15 protein-coding genes are annotated in these 19,169 nt (G+C 60.7%); 8 read left to right on the top strand and 7 right to left on the bottom strand.

Translation table 11 applies throughout. The features are described 5' to 3' along the window. Window positions 1-153: 153 nt before the first annotated feature. Window positions 154-972 (bottom strand): pyruvate, water dikinase regulatory protein, encoded by an 819-nt coding sequence (locus tag HX818_RS05905; protein ID WP_003215001.1) that lies wholly within the window; start codon window positions 970-972, stop codon window positions 154-156. A 178-nt stretch (window positions 973-1,150) separates the two neighbouring features. Between HX818_RS05905 and ppsA the strand changes: the two genes are divergently transcribed. From ppsA to HX818_RS05865, 8 genes are all read left to right on the top strand, one after another. Beyond that, a complete protein-coding gene (gene ppsA, locus HX818_RS05900; RefSeq protein WP_003215003.1) occupies window positions 1,151-3,526 on the top strand; it encodes a phosphoenolpyruvate synthase in 2,376 nt (791 codons plus the stop codon). A 107-nt stretch (window positions 3,527-3,633) separates the two neighbouring features. Beyond that, a complete protein-coding gene (locus tag HX818_RS05895; RefSeq protein ID WP_003215005.1) occupies window positions 3,634-4,623 on the top strand; it encodes an alpha/beta fold hydrolase in 990 nt (329 codons plus the stop codon). Window positions 4,624-4,845: 222 nt separating this feature from the next. Continuing rightward, entirely contained in the window at window positions 4,846-5,337 is a 492-nt protein-coding gene (gene rraA, locus HX818_RS05890; protein ID WP_003215007.1) for a ribonuclease E activity regulator RraA, read from the top strand. A 25-nt stretch (window positions 5,338-5,362) separates the two neighbouring features. After that, entirely contained in the window at window positions 5,363-6,358 is a 996-nt protein-coding gene (locus HX818_RS05885; protein WP_003215009.1) for a zinc transporter ZntB, read from the top strand. Between the two features lie 86 nt (window positions 6,359-6,444). Continuing rightward, a complete protein-coding gene (locus HX818_RS05880) occupies window positions 6,445-6,690 on the top strand; it encodes a hypothetical protein (protein ID WP_003215011.1) in 246 nt (81 codons plus the stop codon). Between the two features lie 2 nt (window positions 6,691-6,692). Next, window positions 6,693-7,517: a mechanosensitive ion channel domain-containing protein gene (locus HX818_RS05875; RefSeq protein ID WP_008432650.1), complete on the top strand. Its 825-nt coding sequence runs from the start codon at window positions 6,693-6,695 to the stop codon at window positions 7,515-7,517. An 87-nt stretch (window positions 7,518-7,604) separates the two neighbouring features. Further along, entirely contained in the window at window positions 7,605-8,195 is a 591-nt protein-coding gene (sigX, locus tag HX818_RS05870) for an RNA polymerase sigma factor SigX (protein WP_003215014.1), read from the top strand. Between the two features lie 107 nt (window positions 8,196-8,302). After that, window positions 8,303-9,286: an OmpA family protein gene (locus HX818_RS05865; RefSeq protein WP_003215016.1), complete on the top strand. Its 984-nt coding sequence runs from the start codon at window positions 8,303-8,305 to the stop codon at window positions 9,284-9,286. A 60-nt stretch (window positions 9,287-9,346) separates the two neighbouring features. Here HX818_RS05865 and cobA read toward each other — a convergent pair whose 3' ends face one another. From cobA to HX818_RS05835, 6 genes are all read right to left on the bottom strand, one after another. After that, window positions 9,347-10,090 (bottom strand): uroporphyrinogen-III C-methyltransferase, encoded by a 744-nt coding sequence (gene cobA / locus HX818_RS05860; protein WP_177019635.1) that lies wholly within the window; start codon window positions 10,088-10,090, stop codon window positions 9,347-9,349. Between the two features lie 9 nt (window positions 10,091-10,099). After that, a complete protein-coding gene (locus tag HX818_RS05855; protein WP_177019634.1) occupies window positions 10,100-12,808 on the bottom strand; it encodes a nitrate reductase in 2,709 nt (902 codons plus the stop codon). Beyond that, window positions 12,808-13,125, bottom strand: a complete 318-nt coding sequence (nirD, locus tag HX818_RS05850) for a nitrite reductase small subunit NirD (RefSeq protein WP_177019633.1) — start codon at window positions 13,123-13,125, stop codon at window positions 12,808-12,810. The genes HX818_RS05855 and nirD overlap by 1 nt, the downstream gene beginning before the upstream one ends. Further along, window positions 13,122-15,575 carry a nitrite reductase large subunit NirB gene (gene nirB, locus HX818_RS05845; RefSeq protein ID WP_003215025.1) on the bottom strand — a complete coding sequence of 818 codons (2,454 nt, stop codon included), beginning with the start codon at window positions 15,573-15,575 and terminating at the stop codon, window positions 13,122-13,124. Before nirB ends, nirD begins: the two co-directional genes overlap by 4 nt. Window positions 15,576-15,807: 232 nt before the next feature. Then, a complete protein-coding gene (locus HX818_RS05840) occupies window positions 15,808-17,478 on the bottom strand; it encodes a bifunctional protein-serine/threonine kinase/phosphatase (protein ID WP_177019632.1) in 1,671 nt (556 codons plus the stop codon). Then, complete coding sequence (locus HX818_RS05835; protein ID WP_003215029.1) at window positions 17,478-18,689, bottom strand: NarK/NasA family nitrate transporter; 1,212 nt, start codon at window positions 18,687-18,689, stop codon at window positions 17,478-17,480. Before HX818_RS05835 ends, HX818_RS05840 begins: the two co-directional genes overlap by 1 nt. Window positions 18,690-19,169: the final 480 nt, after the last annotated feature.

The raw sequence follows: 19,169 nt of genomic DNA, 5'->3' as shown, positions 1-19,169 counted from the left end.
GGGAGCTTGCTCCCGCTGGGCTGCGAAGCAGCCCCAAAGCCATTCACTAAATACCAGTCGTCTGGTTTGCGACTGCTGCACAGTCGAGCGGGAGCAAGCTGCCTCGCCACAGAAGCTCCCTCGCCACACAAGCACCTTGGCCAGGGCGCGGAGTTACTTGAACCGCCGCTCCACCCCTTTCTCCACCAGTATCTTCGCCGAAATCTCTTCCACCGAAAAATGCGTGGAATTGATGTGCGCAATATTTTCCCGGCGGAACAGATTTTCCACCTCCCGCACTTCAAATTCGCACTGCGCATAGCTGGAGTAACGGCTATTGGGCTTGCGCTCGTTGCGAATCGCCGTCAGGCGGTCCGGGTCGATGGTCAGCCCGAACAGCTTGTGCTGGTGCGCGCGCAGGGCGCTCGGCAGCGTCAGGTGCTCCATGTCGTCTTCGGTCAGCGGGTAGTTGGCCGCGCGAATCCCGAACTGCATGGCCATATAAAGGCAGGTCGGCGTCTTGCCGCAGCGGGACACGCCCACCAGGATCAAATCAGCCTTGTCGTAGTAGTGGGTGCGGGCGCCGTCGTCGTTGTCGAGGGCGAAGTTCACCGCCTCGATCCGCTCCATATAGTTGGAGTTATGGCCAATGGAGTGAGATTTTCCGACAGAGTATGACGAATGTTCACTTAACTCTTGTTCCAGCGGCGCCAGGAAGGTAGAGAAGATGTCGATCATGAAACCATTGGAGGTGGCGAGGATCTCACGAATGTCCTGATTGACGATGGTGTCGAAAATGATCGGACGAAATCCGTCTTTTTCGGCCGCCAGATTGATTTGTTGTACCATGGCTCGCGCTTTATCCACGCTATCGATATAGGGTCGCGTGAATTTGCTGAAGGTAATGTTTTCGAACTGCGCCAGCAGGCTTTGACCCAGGGTTTCGGCTGTAATGCCGGTGCCGTCGGAGATAAAGAAAGCAGATCGTTTCATTTGAGCCTTGGGCCTTAAGCTGATGACGAATCTTGGATATGATAGGCGCGATTTTGCCGTCCCGCAGTGGGCCGCATTCTCACTTATTTTCCAGGTCCAGGCCACAAACGCCGGTAACCGCTCCTACTGAGCCGCCGGCGTCCTGAGCTTTTCCAACACAGAAAGTGGAGAGATCACCTTGGTAGAGTACGTAGTTTCCCTCGATAAGCTCGGCGTCCATGATGTAGAGCACGTAGGGGGCAAGAACGCATCCCTGGGCGAGATGATCAGTAATCTTGCGGGCGCCGGTGTATCGGTGCCAGGTGGTTTTGCCACCACCGCCCAGGCTTACCGTGATTTCCTCGAGTTGAGCGGCCTCAACGATCAGATCCATGCCGCCCTCGATGCGCTGGACGTCGATGACGTCAACGCCCTGGCCAAGACTGGCGCCCAGATCCGTCAATGGATCATGGAAGCCGAGTTCCCCGAGAAGCTCAACGCCGAGATCCGCACCGCGTTTGCCACGCTGTCGGCCGGTAACCCGGACATGGCCGTCGCCGTGCGCTCCTCGGCCACCGCCGAAGACCTGCCAGACGCTTCCTTTGCCGGCCAGCAAGAAACCTTCCTGAACATCCGCGGCGTGGAAAACGTGATCCGCGCAGCCAAGGAAGTGTTTGCCTCCCTCTTTAACGACCGTGCTATTTCCTACCGCGTACACCAGGGTTTCGACCACAAGCTGGTGGCCCTGTCTGCCGGTGTGCAGCGCATGGTGCGTTCGGAAACCGGTACCGCCGGCGTGATGTTCACCCTGGACACCGAATCGGGCTTCCGCGACGTGGTGTTCATCACCGGCGCCTACGGCCTCGGCGAAACCGTCGTACAAGGCGCGGTGAACCCGGACGAATTCTACGTCCACAAACACACCCTTGAAGCCGGCCGCCCGGCCATCCTGCGCCGCAACCTGGGCAGCAAGGCGATCAAGATGATCTACGGCGACGAGGCCAAGGCCGGTCGCTCGGTGAAAACCGTTGATGTCGACAAGGCCGAACGCGCGCGTTTCTGCCTGACCGACGCCGAAGTCAGCGAACTGGCCAAACAAGCGATGATCATCGAGAAGCACTACAAGTGCCCGATGGACATCGAATGGGCCAAGGACGGCGACGACGGCAAGCTGTACATCGTCCAGGCCCGCCCTGAGACCGTGAAGAGCCGCACCTCGGCCAACGTCATGGAACGCTACCTGTTGAAAGAAACCGGCACCGTGCTGGTGGAAGGCCGTGCCATCGGCCAGCGCATCGGCGCCGGCAAGGTGCGGATCATCAAGGACGTGTCCGAGATGGACAAGGTCCAGCCAGGCGACGTGCTGGTCTCCGACATGACCGACCCGGACTGGGAACCGGTGATGAAGCGCGCCAGCGCCATCGTCACCAACCGTGGCGGGCGTACCTGCCACGCGGCGATCATCGCCCGCGAGCTGGGGATTCCGGCAGTGGTCGGTTGCGGTAACGCCACCCAACTGTTGAAAGACGGCCAGGGCGTAACCGTGTCCTGCGCTGAAGGCGACACCGGCTTCATCTTCGAAGGTGAGCTGGGCTTCGATATCAAGCAAAACTCCATCGACGCCATGCCCGACCTGCCGTTCAAGATCATGATGAACGTCGGCAACCCGGACCGCGCCTTCGATTTCGCGCAATTGCCGAACGCCGGTGTGGGCCTGGCCCGCCTGGAGTTCATCATCAACCGCATGATCGGTGTGCACCCCAAGGCCCTGCTGAACTACGACGGCCTGCCGCCGGACATCAAGGAAAGCGTCGACAAGCGCATCGCCGGCTACAACGACCCGGTGGGCTTCTACGTCGAGAAGCTGGTGGAAGGCATCAGCACCCTGGCAGCGGCGTTCTACCCGAAAAAGGTCATCGTGCGCCTGTCGGACTTCAAGTCCAACGAGTACGCCAACCTGATCGGCGGCAAGCTTTACGAGCCGGAAGAAGAAAACCCGATGCTGGGCTTCCGTGGCGCCTCGCGCTACATCAGCGAAGCCTTCCGTGACTGCTTCGAGCTGGAATGCCGCGCCCTCAAGCGCGTGCGCAACGAGATGGGCCTGACCAACGTCGAAATCATGGTGCCGTTCGTGCGCACCCTGGGTGAAGCGAGCCAGGTGGTGGACCTGCTGGCTGAAAACGGCCTGTCCCGTGGCGAGAACGGCCTGCGCGTCATCATGATGTGCGAGCTGCCATCCAATGCCATCCTGGCTGAAGAGTTCCTGGAGTTCTTCGACGGCTTCTCCATCGGTTCCAACGACCTGACCCAGCTGACCCTGGGCCTGGACCGCGACTCCGGGATCATCGCCCACCTGTTCGACGAGCGTAACCCTGCGGTCAAGAAGCTGCTGGCCAACGCCATCCAGGCGTGCAACAAGGCCGGCAAGTACATCGGGATCTGCGGCCAGGGCCCTTCCGATCACCCGGACCTGGCCAAGTGGCTGATGGAGCAGGGCATCGAAAGCGTCTCGCTGAACCCCGATTCCGTACTGGAAACCTGGTTCTTCCTGGCTGAAGGTCAAGCCCAGGCGTAATACGCAACACCCAAAAGTGCCGGTCAACCTTGCGGTTGGCCGGCATTTCTCATTCTGTACAGGGCGGAACTCCTTCCGGACGCCGCCCTTTTTTGTGCAAGAGCATTATGCAAAGCAGCAGCAACCTGTTTCCCGTCGCCTTGATCAGCGCTGAGCGTCGTGGCGACCTGAGTGAAGATGTGTATCGGCTGAAACCCGGCAACAGCCCTGACGGTACCGTCGAACTGGCCGTGACCCGCCTGGGCCTGGCTGACGTCCCGGAAAACCGGGGCGTGCCGGTGGTTTTGTTGCATGGCAGTTTTTCCAACCGCCGCTTCTGGTACTCGCCCAAGGGGATCGGCCTGGGCGCCTACCTGGCGCGCGAAGGGTTTGACGTCTGGATCCCGGAAATGCGCGGTCACGGGCTGTCCCGGCGCAACCAGGACTACGCCAGGAATCGTGTCGCCGACTATGCTCGCTACGACTTGCCGGCCATTGCCGCCTTCGTGCGTGAGCAAAGCGGGCAGATTCCCCACTGGATCGGGCATTCCCTGGGTGGCACAACCCTGGCTGCGGCCCTGGGTGGGCAGCACCTTGGCGCGCCGGCGGTGGCCTCGGTGGCGCTGTTTGGCTGCCAGGTCAGTCGCACGCATTGGCCGTTGAAGTTGCCACCGGTGGAGTGGACCGGTCGCCTGCTCTTGAAACGTTTCGGCCAATTGTCCGGCGCTCGGTGGAAACGCGGCCCGGAGGACGAGCCGGCGGGCGTATTGATTGAAGCCATGCGCTGGAATGGGCTGTTCGGCCGCTTTGGCGAAGGTAAGCAGGATTGGTGGAAAGGCTTGGCCGAGGTTGACGTGCCGCTGTTGGCGGTGAGCGCCGCCGGCGATCACCAGGACCCGGATTGGGCCTGTCGCAAGCTCTTTGAGCAGGTCGGCTCCGAGCATCGCCAATACCTGTGCCTGGGGCGCCAGCAAGGGTTCAGCGGGGATTTCGGGCATGTCGAGATGCTCGTCAGCAAGGCCGCCCAGGCTGAAGTGTGGCCGCTGGTGACGCGCTGGTTGAAAAATCCGCTTACACCTTTGCTGGGGGCGCAGGCGCAGGAACTGGCAGCGGTTTGAGCGCAAGGCTCTATCAGGGGCGTTTCGCTTGTTTGCCGTAGAGGCTAAGATATGACGCGTTGGGTGGTTCTGGTCATATTCAGTCGCGCAGTGGGTCTTGCGTTGCTATCCGATGGGCCTGACTATTCGGCCCGGATTAAAGAACCTTCACGGCAAAGCGTTTCCAGATGTAAGTAAACAGTGGGATGTTTGACACCTTCTTTCACCTACAGGAGTTTCTCGATGAACCATTACCTTACCCCCGACCTGTGTGACGCCTATCCGGAGCTGGTGCAGGTGGTTGAGCCGATGTTCAGCAATTTCGGCGGCCGGGACTCCTTTGGTGGCGAGATCGTGACCATCAAGTGCTTTGAAGACAATTCCCTGGTCAAGGAACAAGCCGAGCTCAATGGCGCCGGCAAGGTGCTGGTGGTCGATGGTGGGGGTTCCCTGCGCCGCGCGTTGCTGGGCGACATGATCGCCGAGAAAGCCGCGAAAAACGGCTGGGAAGGGCTGGTGATCTACGGCTGCATCCGTGATGTCGACGTGATCGCCCAGACCGACCTGGGCGTGCAGGCCCTGGCCAGCCACCCGATGAAGACTGACAAGCGCGGTATTGGCGATTTGAACGTGGCGGTGACATTCGCCGGCGTGACCTTCCGTCCCGGTGAGTACGTGTACGCCGACAATAACGGCGTGATCGTCTCCCCAAGCCCGCTGAAAATGCCTGAATAAATAGCCGTAGCCGACAGGGGTGAGGATGTTCGAGGAAGAAAACGCGCAGTGGGGGCTGGTGCATGCCCTGGTGCTGGACGGTAAAGGTGGTGCGCGTTCGATTGCCCGGACAGAGCTTGATGAGCTGCAACTGCAGCCTCAGGAAAGCCTGTGGCTGCATTGGGACCGTAGCCATCCCCAGACCCAGACCTGGTTGCGCAAATCCAGCGGCCTCAGCGAATTCGCCTGTGACCTGCTGCTGGAGGAGAACACTCGCCCACGCCTGTTGCCGCTGCCGGATGCCGAACTGCTGCTGTTTTTGCGCGGGGTCAACCTCAATCCCGGCGCCGAACCGGAAGACATGGTCTCGGTGCGGATCTTTGCCTCGGCAGCGCGGGTGATTTCCCTGCGTTTGCGCCCATTGCGCGCCACCGACGAGTTGCTGGTGCAACTGGCAGACGGCAAGGGGCCGAAGACTTCCTCGGAACTGGTCCTGTATATGGCGCAGTACCTGACCAACAAGGTTCAGGATCTGGTCAGCGACTTGTCCGAAATCGTCGATATCGAAGAAGAAAAACTGGATGCCGACGAACGGTATACTCCGGAGCACGGCAGCGTTTTGCAGATCCGTCGGCGCGCCGCCGGGCTTAAACGTTTCCTGTCGCCGCAGCGGGATATTTTCGCGCAGTTGACCCGGATCAAATTGCCCTGGTTCTGTGACGACGATGCTGACTACTGGAATGAATTGAACAACAGCCTGACCCGCTACCTGGAAGAGCTTGAGCTGGCCCGGGAGCGCGTGGGGCTTGTGCTGGAGACCGAAGACCGGCGTTTGAGCCTGCGCATGAACCGCACCATGTACCGCTTCGGGATCATCACCGGGATCTTCCTGCCGATGAGTTTCCTGACCGGTTTGCTGGGCATCAATGTAGGCGGAATTCCGTTCTCTTCCAGCCCTTACGGGTTCCTGATTGCTTGCCTGATGATGGTCACGGTGGCGGTCGGGCAATGGTGGTTGTTTCGACGGTTACGTTGGGTTTGAGCTGAATGTGACCTGAACGTGGAAAGAGGTCATGTGACCCGAAGAATTTTACCCTCGTCTTTTAAATCACTTGCGAGAGGTTTTTTATGCACGATCCGTTCGAACAGTCTTTGCGTGACATGCTCAATGCCTCGCCGTCCAACCGGGACGACGATGCTTGCCTGGGTCGCGTCTTGAAAACCGCCAACCGCCAGGTCGGGGCTGGGGATCTGTTCGGTCTGCTTGGCCGCTGGTTGCCGGCGTTGATGATGGCCTTGAACAATGGTTCGGCCCATGTCTCACCGGTTTCCCGTCGTAAACCTCTTGCACGCACTGCTGATAAGGCTGAATGAATATGGAACTCGATCTCTGGACCCAGAGTCTGGTAACTGCAATGACTGCGTTGTGGACCAAGGTGGCGAATTTCATTCCCAACCTGTTTGGTGCACTGGTGGTGGTACTGCTGGGTTTTGTCGTGGCCAAGCTGCTTGACACCCTGCTTTCCAAATTGCTGGCTAAGCTGGGTCTTGATCGATTGATGGGTGGCACCGGCCTGACCAAGATTTTGGGGCGTGCCGGGTTGCAAGTGCCGATCTCGACACTGATCGGCAAGATCGTTTATTGGTTTGTTTTGCTGATTTTTCTGGTTTCTGCGGCTGAATCCCTTGGACTTGAGCGAGTTTCAGCTACGCTCGACATGCTGGCGCTGTATTTGCCGAAAGTATTCGGTGGCGCGCTGGTGTTGCTGGTAGGGGTTTTGCTGGCGCAACTGGCCAATGGCCTGGTGCGTGGGGCGGCTGAAGGCGTGGGTCTGGATTATGCCAGCGGCCTGGGGCGAATTGCCCAGGGTCTGGTGATTATCATCAGTATTTCGGTCGCGATCAGCCAGCTGGAGGTCAAGACCGACCTGCTGAACCATGTGATTGTGATTGTTTTGATTACCGTTGGTCTGGCCGTTGCGCTGGCCATGGGACTGGGAAGCCGGGAAATTGCCGGGCAGATTCTTGCGGGAATCTATGTGCGTGAGCTATATCAGGTTGGGCAACAAGTGCGTGTGGGCGAGGTCGAAGGGCAGATCGAGGAGATCGGCACGGTCAAGACGACAGTGCTGACGGACGATGGCGAACTGGTGTCGCTTTCGAACCGGATCCTGCTGGAACAGCATGTGACTAGCCGCTAACCCGGCGAATCCTGCTAATGTACGCCGCCGCAAACCTGGGTATCCAGGCCATGGCGGACATTGACCTGACTGTCGGCACGACTTGTTTTGAATAAAGCCCAAACGCTGTCCACGCGCTATGACCCCCGTGAGCTCTCTGATGAGGAGTTGGTCGCGCGCTCGCACACGGAGCTGTTTCACGTAACACGCGCGTACGAAGAATTGATGCGCAGGTATCAACGCACTCTGTTCAACGTTTGTTCAAGGTATTTAGGGAACGATAGAGATGCGGATGATGTCTGTCAGGAAGTGATGCTCAAGGTGCTATACGGCCTGAAGAACTTCGAGGGAAAATCGAAGTTCAAGACATGGCTCTATAGCATCACGTACAACGAGTGCATCACGCAGTATCGGAAGGAACGGCGAAAGCGTCGCTTGATGGATGCTTTGAGTCTGGACCCCCTTGAGGAAGCGTCTGAGGAAAAGGCGCCTACCCCGGAAGAAAAGGGCGGACTCGATCGCTGGTTGGTGCATGTGAATCCGATTGACCGGGAAATTCTGGTGCTACGATTTGTCGCAGAGCTGGAGTTTCAGGAGATCGCTGACATCATGCATATGGGTTTGAGTGCTACAAAAATGCGTTACAAACGCGCTCTTGATAAATTACGTGAGAAATTTGCGGGCAGCACTGAAACTTAGTGCGTGGCAAATATCTCTTACGTGTAGGCAAGTTCTGTTAGACTTGTCGCCGAGTTGTCCCCCGGTATGTGGGACTGCTTTACAATCACCAGATGGGGATTTAACGGATGAAACTGAAAAACACCTTGGGCTTGGCCATTGGTACTCTTATTGCTGCCACTTCTGTCGGCGCTCTGGCACAAGGCCAAGGCGCAGTTGAAGGCCAGCTGTTTTACAAAAAGCAGTTCAACGATAGCGTCAAACATATCGAAGACGGCTTCAATCCTGGCGCCAGCATCGGTTACTTCCTGACCGACGACGTGTCGATCAACCTGAACTACGACACTACCAACCACACCCGTTCGAACGACGGTACTGGCAACCAGAAGATCAAAGGTGATACCGGCAGCGTTACTGCCCAGTACCACTTCGGTCAAGCTGGCGTCGACTCCCTGCGTCCATACGTAGAGGGCGGTTTCGGCCACCAGAGCCGTACCAACGTTGAAGCTGATGGTCACAAAGGTCGCGATCAATCGACCCTGGCTATCGCTGGCGCTGGTGTGAAGTACTACTTCACCGACAACCTGTTCGCACGTGCTGGTGTTGAAGCTGACTACGCTATCGACAACGGCAAGTGGGACTACTCCGCACTGGTTGGCCTGGGCGTAAACTTCGGCGGCAACGCTGGCAAAACTGCTCCAGCTCCTACCCCAGCACCAGCTCCAGAGCCAACCCCAGAGCCAGAAGCTCCGGTTGCTCAGGTTGTTCGTGTTGAGCTGGACGTGAAGTTCGACTTCGACAAGTCGGTTGTTAAGCCTAACAGCTACGGCGACGTGAAAAACCTCGCTGACTTCATGAAACAGTACCCACAAACCACCACCGTTGTTGAAGGTCACACTGACTCCGTCGGTCCTGACGCTTACAACCAGAAGCTGTCCCAGCGTCGTGCTGACGCTGTTAAGCAAGTCCTGGTCAAAGACGGTATCGCTCCTAACCGTGTAAGCTCGGTTGGTTATGGCAAATCCCGCCCAGTTGCTGACAACGCAACTGAAGCTGGCCGTGCTATCAACCGTCGAGTAGAAGCCTCGGTAGAAGCACAAGCAGCTCAGTAATTACTGAGTTGTAGAAAAAAGCCCGGCTTAGGCCGGGCTTTTTTTCGCCTGCAATTTGCCTCAGACCGTGGCGCTGGCCAGGGCCGCAAGCGCCTGCGTCGCTTGCGCAACCCGGCCAATCACCAGGATAGCCGGGCTCTTGAGCGCGAATTCGTGCGCATCATCCTGCATCCGGGCGAGGCTGCTGCGGCATTCGCGCTGTTGTGGCAGTGAAGCGTTTTCAATCATCGCCACCGGCATGTCATCGCTCATGCCACCTTCCAGCAATTGCCGGCGGATTTCCCCCAGTTTCGCCACCCCCATATAGATCACCAGCGTCGTGCCGCCCTCGGCCAGGGCCCGCCAATTGAGGCTGCTGTCGTCCTGGGTATGGGCCGTGACCAACGTGACGCCACGGCTGACACCGCGCAACGTCAGCGAAATATCGCAGTTCGTTGCCCCGGCCAGCCCTGCCGTAATGCCGTTGACCAACTCCACTTCCACCCCTTGCTGCCTGAGCCACGCCGCCTCTTCGCCGCCGCGACCAAAAATGCACGGGTCTCCGCCCTTGAGCCGCACCACGCACTTACCCTGCCGGGCATAACGCAACATCAGGCGATGGATAAACGCCTGTGGGGTGGAACGGCAGCCACCGCGTTTGCCCACGGTGATCAGCCGTGCAGCGGGGCAATGCTCCAGCAGCGCCGGGTTGACCAGATCATCGATCAGCACCACATCGGCTTCCCGCAGGGCTCTCACCGCCTTGAGTGTCAGCAGTTCCGGATCGCCGGGGCCTGCGCCCACCAGCCAGACTTTTGCGCTCATATGCTTGCCTCATACTCTGATCGCGATTGGCTGCTCGCCGCTCGCCAATAACCGTTTGATTTCCGGCACACAGGAGCCGCATTGCGTGCCGCAACCCAGTTCCTGCTTCAGCCCGTTCAGGTCCAGGCCCCGGGCAATGCCGGCGCAGACCGCGCTTTCGCTGACGTTCTTGCAGTTGCACAGCGTCTTGTTGCTGCTTGAGCCGCCCCCCGGTGGCGCACTCAATGGCGCCAACAACCAGCGGCGTAACTGCTCATCGGTGCGACCTTCCAGCCACAGGCTTTGCAGCCAGTGGCGAGCCAGGGTTTCGCCAGCCAGGCGGATCGCGGTGATACGGCCTTTTTCAATCTTTACCCGCTTGCCAATGGAGCGCCGCGGGTCGTCGTACGCCATCACGGGGCCGTCGTTGAGGCCCAGCAGTTGGTCGATCTGCTTGAGCAGGTCAAGGGCGGGCGCCTCGTGATGCGCCGCACGAATCAGCAGGGCAGGCCGCTCGCGTCCGGTCAGGCTCAGGCTGACGTAGGCAAAGCCGTCACACAGCGGTCGCAACGCTTCGAAGTGTTGCTGCACATCGCCTTCAATCAGCGCAAACAAGTGCCAGGGCAGTTGCACCGCCTCCAGGCGCACGCCGCTGTGCTTGAGTTCCGGCTGTTTGGACAGCGGGTCGAATGCCGGCTGGGTCAGCGCATTTACGCCGCCTTTAAGAAAACGGTCGCCCCAGTGCATCGGCAGGAAAGCCTGGCCGGGACGCACGCTGTCATCGCTGCCGACGGCCACAATCACGCTGCCGCGCCGGCTTTTCAGGCTGACCAGATCCCCTTCCTTCAAGCGATGGCGACGCAGTTCGTCCGGGTGCAGGCTGAGCACTGCTTCACTGACATGGCCGAACAGCTGCGCAGCGGTGCCGGTGCGGCTCATGCCATGCCATTGGTCCCGCAGGCGGCCGGTGATCAGGGTGAGTGGGAAGCGCGCGTCACGCTGCTCCTTGGCGGCGCGATAAGGGTCGGCGACAAAGTGCGCGCGGCCAGTCTCCGTAGGGAAAAATCCGTCGGTGTACAGCCTTGGTGTTCCGCCCACCGCATCGGCCGGGAATGGCCATTGCTGCGGGCCTATCCGGTCCAGCAGCGCGTGGCTGATACCCGACAGGTCCAGGTCCCGCCCACGGGTCAGCAGCTTGTATTCATCAAAGATCTGTGCCGGTTGCTCAAAGGCAAAAAGCCCCGGTTTTCCGGGACAAAGACGCTGCTCCAGGCGTTGGGCAAAATCCACGGTGATTGCCCAGTCCGGCCGCGCTTCCCCAGGTGGGGCGATGGCTCGGCGAACGTGGGAAATGCGCCGCTCAGAGTTGGTCACTGTGCCTTCCTTCTCGCCCCAGCTCGCGGCTGGCAGCAACAGGTCGGCGTAACGCGCCGTCTCGGTTGTACGAAAGGCTTCCTGTAGCACCACGAACGGACACGCTTCCAGGGCCTGGCGCACGGTGTTCTGGTCGGGCAGGGATTGGGCGGGGTTGGTGCACGCGATCCACAAGGCCTTGATCTTGCCGGCCTGCATCTGTTCAAACAATTCGATGGCGGTCAGCCCGGTGCTGGCCGGCAGTTGGTCGACCCCCCAATACGCGGCTACTTCTGCCCGATGTTCGGGGTTGGCAGCCTCACGATGGCCAGGCAGTAAATTCGACAAACTGCCGGTTTCCCGCCCACCCATGGCATTCGGCTGACCCGTCAGGGAGAAAGGTCCGCAGCCAGGGCGGCCGATGGTGCCGGTCGCCAAATGCAGGTTAATCAAGGCGCTGTTCTTCGCGCTGCCGGCGGTGGACTGATTGAGCCCCATGCACCACAACGACAGAAAACTCGCCGAGGTGCCGACCCATTCCGCACACAGACGCAGTTGCTCGACACTGATCCCGCACAACTGCGTGACCATTTGCGGTGTGTAGTCGTGAACCAGGCGTTTGAGTTCGACCAGGCCGTCGGTATGGGCCTGGATAAAGTCGCGGTCGATCCAGTCTTCCCACAACAGCAAGTGCAGGATCCCATGGAACAATGCGACATCCGTACCCGGCAGAATCGCCAGATGCAGGTCCGCCAATTCGCAGGTGTCGGTGCGCCGGGGATCAATTACCAGCACTTTCATCTGTGGCCGGCGGGCCTTGGCTTCCTCCAGGCGTCGGAACAACACCGGATGCGCGTAGGCCATATTGCTGCCGACGATCATCACGCAGTCGCTCGACTCCAGGTCCTCGTAGCTGCACGGTGGCGCGTCGGCCCCCAGGCTGCGCTTGTAGCCGACCACCGCCGAAGACATGCACAGCCGCGAGTTGCTGTCGATATTGTTGGTGCCCACCAGCGCTCGCGCGAGTTTGTTGAAGCTGTAGTAATCCTCGGTCAGCAACTGCCCGGATATATAGAATGCCACGCTGTCCGGCCCGTGTTCAGCGATGGTTTCGGCAAACACGTTCGCCGCGTGCTCCAGGGCGGTATCCCAGTCGGTGCGGCTGCGGGCCAGGCCTTTGCCCAGCCGCAGTTCCGGGTACAACGCGCGGGCCGCGAGGTCTCCGGTGAGGTGCAGGCTGGAGCCCTTGCTGCACAATTTTCCGAAGTTGGCCGGATGACTCGGATCGCCACTGACGCCGAGGATCTGCGAGCCATCATGCTCGATCAGTACGCCGCAACCGACCCCGCAGTAGCAGCAGGTGGACGCGGTGGTCTGGCGGTTCATCAACCGGCGTCCCGCAGGGCCAACATCACCCGGCCGTTTTCCACACGGGCCGGGTGGTGATGGGCGCAGCCGACGTCCGGTGCCTGGGCCTCCCCGGACTCCAGGTCGATCTGCCAGTTGTGCAGCGGGCAGGCCACGCGCTTGCCGTAGATCAAGCCTTGGGACAGCGGGCCACCCTTGTGCGGGCAGCGGTCGTCGAGGGCGAAAACCTCGTCGTTACTGGTACGAAAAATCGCGATGTCGCCTTTTGGCCCGCTGATGATGCGCGAGCCCAGGGCGTTGATTTCTTCGAGGGCGCAGATATCCAGCCAGTTCATGCCGGCACCTCCAGCAGTTTGACGGGGATGGTGTCGAATTCCTTTTTCAGCAGCGGCTGTTCCAGGCGTTCTTTCCACGGGTCCTGCTCGAACGACAGGGAGAATTGCAGGCGTTCATTCAGTGCCTGGCGCCGCGCCGGGTCTTCCAGTACAGCCTTCTTGATGTGCTCCATGCCGACCCGTTGCAGGTAGTGCACGGTGCGCTCCAGGTAGAAGGCTTCTTCCCGGTAGAGCTGTAGGAAAGCTCCGTTGTATTCGCGCACTTCTTCGGCGGTTTTCAGCTTGACGAAGAACTCGGCGACCTCGGTCTTGATCCCGCCGTTACCGCCGATGTACATCTCCCAGCCGGAATCGACGCCGATGATTCCCACGTCCTTGATCCCCGCTTCCGAGCAGTTGCGCGGGCAGCCGGACACTGCCAGCTTGACCTTGTGGGGCGACCACATATTGAACAGGTCATGTTCCAGCTCAATCCCCAGTTGCGTCGAGTTCTGCGTACCAAAGCGGCAGAACTCGCTGCCGACGCAGGTCTTCACGGTGCGGATGGATTTGCCGTAGGCATGGCCGGATGGCATATCGAGGTCTTTCCATACGCCGGGCAAGTCCTGCTTCTTGATGCCGAGCAAATCGATGCGCTGCCCGCCGGTGACCTTGACCATCGGCACGTTGTACTTGTCGGCCACATCAGCGATGCGCCGCAGTTCCGACGGATTGGTCACACCACCCCACATCCTTGGGACTACCGAGTAGGTGCCGTCTTTCTGAATATTGGCGTGGGCGCGTTCGTTGATCAGGCGCGATTGCGGATCGTCTTTTGCCTCGCCGGGCCAGGTGGAGATCAGGTAGTAGTTGAGTGCCGGGCGGCAGGTGGCGCAGCCGTTCGGGGTGCGCCAGTTCAGGTAACTCATGGTGCCGGCGATGGTCAGGAGGTGCTGGTCGCGGATGGCCTGGCGGATTTGCCCGTGGTTGAGGTCGCTGCAGCCGCAGATGGCTTTTTCGCTTTTCGGTTTGACGTCCGCCGCGCCGCCCACGGTGTTGATCAGGATTTGTTCCACCAGCCCGGCGCAGGAACCGCAGGAGCTCGCGGCCTTGGTGTGCTTCTTCACATCATCGACGCTGAACAGCCCGTGTTCCTGAATCGCCTTGACGATGGTGCCCTTGCACACGCCGTTGCAGCCGCAGACTTCGGCGGTGTCGGCCATGCTCATGGCTTTGTCCTGGCCTTGGTGGCCTACATCGCCCAAAGCATTTTCACCGAACATCAGGTGATCGCGGATCTCGCCAATGGCATGGTTCTCACGGATCTGCCGGAAATACCAGCCGCCGTCGGCCGTATCGCCGTACAGGCAGGCGCCGACGAGGATGTCGTCCTTGATCACCAGCTTCTTGTACACGCCGCCAATCGGGTCGGAAAGCGTGATGGTTTCCGTGCCTTCGCCGCCCATGAAGTCCCCGGCGGAGAACAGGTCGATGCCGGTCACTTTCAATTTGGTGGAGGTCACCGAACCTTGATAGCGCGCGAAGCCCAGCTGGGCGAGGTGGTTGGCGCAGACCTTGGCCTGCTCGAACAGCGGTGCCACCAGGCCGTAGGCAATCCCGCGATGGCTGGCGCATTCGCCGATGGCATAGATGCGCGGGTCGTAGGTTTGCAGGGTGTCGTTGACCAGAATCCCGCGGTTGCACGGGATGCCGGATTTTTCCGCGAGTTCGGTGTTGGGGCGGATGCCCGCAGCCATCACCACCAGGTCGGCGGGGATCACATCGCCATTCTTGAATTGCACCGAGCCGACGCGGCCGTTGCCGGCGTCATGCAGCGCCTCGGTCTGCTCCTTCAAGCGAAACACCAGGCCACGGCTTTCCAGTTCGGTTTGCAGCAACTGGCCGCTGGTCTTGTCCAGTTGCCGTTCCAGCAGCCACTCGCCGATATGCACCACGGTCACGTGCATGCCACGCAGCATCAGGCCGTTGGCGGCCTCCAGGCCCAGCAGGCCGCCGCCGATGACGACCGCGTGCTTGTGGGTCTTGGCGGTGTCGATCATGGCCTGGGTGTCGGCGATGTCGCGGTAGCCGATCACACCCTGCAACGTATTGCCCGGGATCGGCAGGATAAACGGCGTGGAGCCGGTGGCGATCAGCAGGCGATCGTACTCGGCCTCGCTGCCGTCTTCGGCGATGACTTTGCGTTTGACCCGGTCGATCTGCACCACTTTGCGGTTAAGCAACAGCTTGATGTTGTTATCGAGGTACCAGCTCAAGTCATTGAGCACGATCTCTTCGAAGGTCTGCTCACCGGCCAGCACCGGCGACAGCAAAATGCGGTTGTAATTGGTGTGGGGCTCGGCGCCGAAAACGGTGATGTCGTACAGGTCGCTGCTCAGCTTGAGCAATTCTTCAAGGGTGCGAACCCCGGCCATGCCGTTGCCGATCATCACCAGTTTGAGTTTCTTCATGTCGTTCTCCGCAGTGGCTCGACAAATCGTGCGCAACAAAAAAAGGCGTCCCCGCTACGTAAGTAGCGAGGACGCCTTTGTCCTGGTCCCGTTCTCTCGGGAAGCCCGACCTTCGACGTTGAAGGTGCGGCTATATGTGTGTTGATGGGAAAGCTAATGCAGCGGTTGTGCCAAGTAGGATTTTGGCCGGTTTTGCTAAGTGAGGCGGCGATGTATCGAGAAAATTCGCCTCTTAGTGGTGCAACAGCCAGTACAACAGCACCAGATTGATCAGCAACGACAGCACGGCCAACGTTTGCCAGACCTTCAGCGGTTCGCGCTCCAGCAGCGGTTTTGGTCGCGTGCTCAACTCGCGGCGATCCGCCTGCTCCAGTACCAGCAACCATTCCTCGGCAGTTTCATAACGTTGCTCGGGTTGCGCGGCGACTGCGCGCTCCAGGCTCTGTTGCAGCCAGTCGGGCAGGTCGGGGCGGTAGCGGCTGGCGCCGACAGGCGTAATGAACCTGGGACGCTGGAAAGCTTCGATTTCGCCGTAGGGGTAATGCCCGGTGAGCAGGTAATACAAGGTCACACCGACGCTATACAGGTCCTGTTGCGGGGTAGGGCGTTCGCCGTTGAAGGCTTCCGGGGCGATAAAGCTTGGCGTGCCAGGCAACAGGTGCGCGCGATCCTCCGAGAGCCCGGGGCAGTAGGCCAGGCCGAAGTCCAGCACACGTAATTCGCCATCCTCGCCCAGCAGCAGGTTTTCCGGCTTGATGTCGCGGTGCAGGATCTGCCGGCGGTGCAGCAGCCCGACGGCACGCAACAGGCGCTCGGCCAGGGTTTGCCACTGCGCCAGGGGCAATGGGCCCTGGTGCTTGAACAGTTCGGCCAGGGTTTGGCCGGAGTATTCACGCATCACGTAGTACAAATGCTGACGGCCACTGGCTGGATGGACTTCAGGAAACGCGCGGCCGGCGACCCGGCGCAGGAACCATTCCTCTGACAGCAATGCCTGGGCGGCGAACACGTCATCGTCGTGGCTGAGCGGCAAGGTCTTCAGCAGCCACGCCTGTTGATGGGCATCGCGCACCCGATAGAGCAAGGATTGGCGGCTTTGCCCCAACAGCGACTCTACGTGCCAGCCTTCGAAGCGCTGGCCGGGTTTCAGGGGGGGCGGCAGGGGCCATTGCTGCAACTGCACCAGCGCATCGCCGAGGGTGGCGGCGCCAAGCTGGTCGACGCGGACCAGCAGGGCGCTGGCGTTGTCCTGGCTACCGGCCAGGTGCGCGGCGCTGACCAGGGTGTTTACCGCGAGGTCCAGGTCCGACTGTTCCCGCAGGATTGCGCTGATGTTGTTGTCATCCAGGGTCGCCCACACGCCGTCGCTGAGCAGCAGGAAACACTCGCCTGCCCGCAACTCGCCGTCGAGGAAATCCAGCACCAGATGCTGATCCAGGCCCATGGCGCGCTTGAGCACATGCTGCATGCCCGGTTGCTCCCACACATGCTCCTGGCTCAGGCGCTGCAACTGGCCATCGAGCCAGCGGTACACCCGGCAATCACCCACATGGGCCAGGGTGAAACGCTGGCCGCGAAACACCAGGACGCTGAGGGTGGTCAGCAACGGCTGGCCGCCGCCGTTGGCTTGCAGCCAGCGATTCTGGGCCACCAGCAAGCGTTCCAGGGCCTGGGCCACGCCCCAGGTTTGCGGCGTGGCGTAATAGTCCAGGGCCAGCGCTTGCAAGGTCGAGCGTGCAGCCAGTCCGCCATCGGCGCATTGGCTGACGCCATCGGCGATGGCACACAAGTAGCCTTTGCTGGCGGCCAGCTCCGGGGCGGGAGTGACCAGGCGCAAGGCGTCTTGGTTTTCCTGCCGCGGGCCGGTGGCGCTGGCCTGGGCGAAGCTCAGTTGCAGGCTCATCAGACCCGTGCAGCCGTCACCGCAGCCGAGCCCCAAGTGGTTCTCCAGCGACGCTTGACGCCGTACAGGCCGAACCAGGCCAGCACGCCCAGGCTGGCGAACAGCCACAGCGCCAACTGATAGCTGCCGGTGCTTTGCTTGATCGCGCCCATGCCCGCCGCCAGGGCGAAACCGCCGATGCCGCCGGCCATGCCGATCAGGCCGGTCATCACACCAATCTCGCGGTGAAAGCGTTGGGGCACCAGTTGGAAGACTGCACCGTTACCGGCACCCAAACCGAGCATGGTGCACACAAAAAGCGCCAGTGCTGCGTAGGAGCTTGGCAGGTTGAACCCCACCGCCGCGATGCAGATCGCTGCCACGCCGTACATGCCGAGCAGGGTGCGAATCCCGCCGAAACGGTCGGCCAGGGCGCCGCCCAAAGGCCGCATCAGGCTGCCGCCGAATACGCAGGCGGCGGTGTAGTAGCCGGCGGTGACCGGGCTCAGGCCGTATTGGTCGTTGAAATAGCCGGGCAGGGCGCTGGCCAGGCCGATGAAACCACCGAAGGTCACACTGTAGAAGAACATGAACCACCAACTGTCGCGGTCGCCCAGGGCTTTGAAGTAGTCGGCCATGGACTTGGCCTTGGGTCGTTGCGGGGCGTTGCGGGCGAGCCAGGCGAAGACGATCAGCGTCAGGATCAGCGGGATCAGTGCGAAGCCGAACACATTGCTCCAGCCAAACGCGGCGGCGAGCACCGGTGCCAGCAGGGCCGCAAACACCGTCCCGGAGTTGCCGGCGCCGGCGATGCCCATGGCCTTGCCCTGGTGCTCGGCGGGGTACCACTGGGAGGCCAGTGGCAACGCGACGGCGAACGAGGCTCCCGCCATGCCGAGGAACATGCCCAGCAGCAGGGCTTGCTCGTAGCTGTGGATTCCGAGTTTCCAGGCGACGAACAAGGCGCCGATGACAATCACCTGGCCGATCAGGCCGGCGGTCTTGGGGGAGAGTTTGTCGGCGAGCATGCCCATCAGGAACCGCAGCACTGCGCCGGCCAGGATGGGGGTGGCGACCACCAGGCCGCGTTGTTGGGTGGTGAGGTGCAGGTCGGCGGCGATTTGTACCGCCAATGGGCCCAACAGGTACCAGACCATGAAGCTCAGGTCGAAATACAGGAACGCGGCGAACAGGGTCGGGGTGTGACCGGATTTCCAGAAGCTTGATTTCATCACGCACCTCAGCGGTAAGGGGTCTTATGAGAAGGCCTGGTGATGGAACGGCTGGGGCCGCCCCATCGGCCCCGGGCTATGGGGCCAAAACGAAAAAACGCCGCCACCGGGTTCGCTGGGGCAAACCGGGTGTGCGACGTCTTTGTCGTGGAGGGGGCAACCGCCGTTGGCTACCTGTGGGGATTCTTTAGCAAGAGGTGGGCCAACAGGGGGTGGGGGCGTTGTGGTGTGGTGTGGTGTACATATCCGTTGCTGCGGTAACGGCGGCTTAGGGTTCCGCTCTTACAGCGGGTCACTTTTGGCAAACGCCCCAAAAGTAACCAAAAGGTCTTTGCCCCACCACTCGGTGCCTCGCCTAGGCTCGGCATGCCCGCACTCCGGCCCGGTTCCGCGGGCCGCCGCGACGGGCCATCCATGGCCCGGCGCGGCTAAATCGGCATCCTTGCCGGTTTACCCGCTCCACCGTGCCTACTTGCGGCC

The sequence above is a fragment of the Pseudomonas sp. F9001 genome, assembly GCF_013385435.1.
GTDB lineage: Bacteria > Pseudomonadota > Gammaproteobacteria > Pseudomonadales > Pseudomonadaceae > Aquipseudomonas.
The sequence above is the reverse complement of the archived record's forward strand: the minus strand, read 5'-3'. Positions and strand labels throughout refer to the sequence as shown.

Coding starts and splice junctions, on each gene's coding strand:
- HX818_RS05905 (WP_003215001.1), bottom strand. CDS start 972: ATGAAACGATCTGCTTTCTTTATCTCCGACGGCACCGGCATTACAGCC.
- HX818_RS05895 (WP_003215005.1), top strand. CDS start 3,634: ATGCAAAGCAGCAGCAACCTGTTTCCCGTCGCCTTGATCAGCGCTGAG.
- rraA (WP_003215007.1), top strand. CDS start 4,846: ATGAACCATTACCTTACCCCCGACCTGTGTGACGCCTATCCGGAGCTG.
- HX818_RS05885 (WP_003215009.1), top strand. CDS start 5,363: ATGTTCGAGGAAGAAAACGCGCAGTGGGGGCTGGTGCATGCCCTGGTG.
- HX818_RS05880 (WP_003215011.1), top strand. CDS start 6,445: ATGCACGATCCGTTCGAACAGTCTTTGCGTGACATGCTCAATGCCTCG.
- HX818_RS05875 (WP_008432650.1), top strand. CDS start 6,693: ATGGAACTCGATCTCTGGACCCAGAGTCTGGTAACTGCAATGACTGCG.
- HX818_RS05865 (WP_003215016.1), top strand. CDS start 8,303: ATGAAACTGAAAAACACCTTGGGCTTGGCCATTGGTACTCTTATTGCT.
- cobA (WP_177019635.1), bottom strand. CDS start 10,090: ATGAGCGCAAAAGTCTGGCTGGTGGGCGCAGGCCCCGGCGATCCGGAA.
- HX818_RS05855 (WP_177019634.1), bottom strand. CDS start 12,808: ATGAACCGCCAGACCACCGCGTCCACCTGCTGCTACTGCGGGGTCGGT.
- nirD (WP_177019633.1), bottom strand. CDS start 13,125: ATGAACTGGCTGGATATCTGCGCCCTCGAAGAAATCAACGCCCTGGGC.
- nirB (WP_003215025.1), bottom strand. CDS start 15,575: ATGAAGAAACTCAAACTGGTGATGATCGGCAACGGCATGGCCGGGGTT.
- HX818_RS05840 (WP_177019632.1), bottom strand. CDS start 17,478: ATGAGCCTGCAACTGAGCTTCGCCCAGGCCAGCGCCACCGGCCCGCGG.
- HX818_RS05835 (WP_003215029.1), bottom strand. CDS start 18,689: ATGAAATCAAGCTTCTGGAAATCCGGTCACACCCCGACCCTGTTCGCC.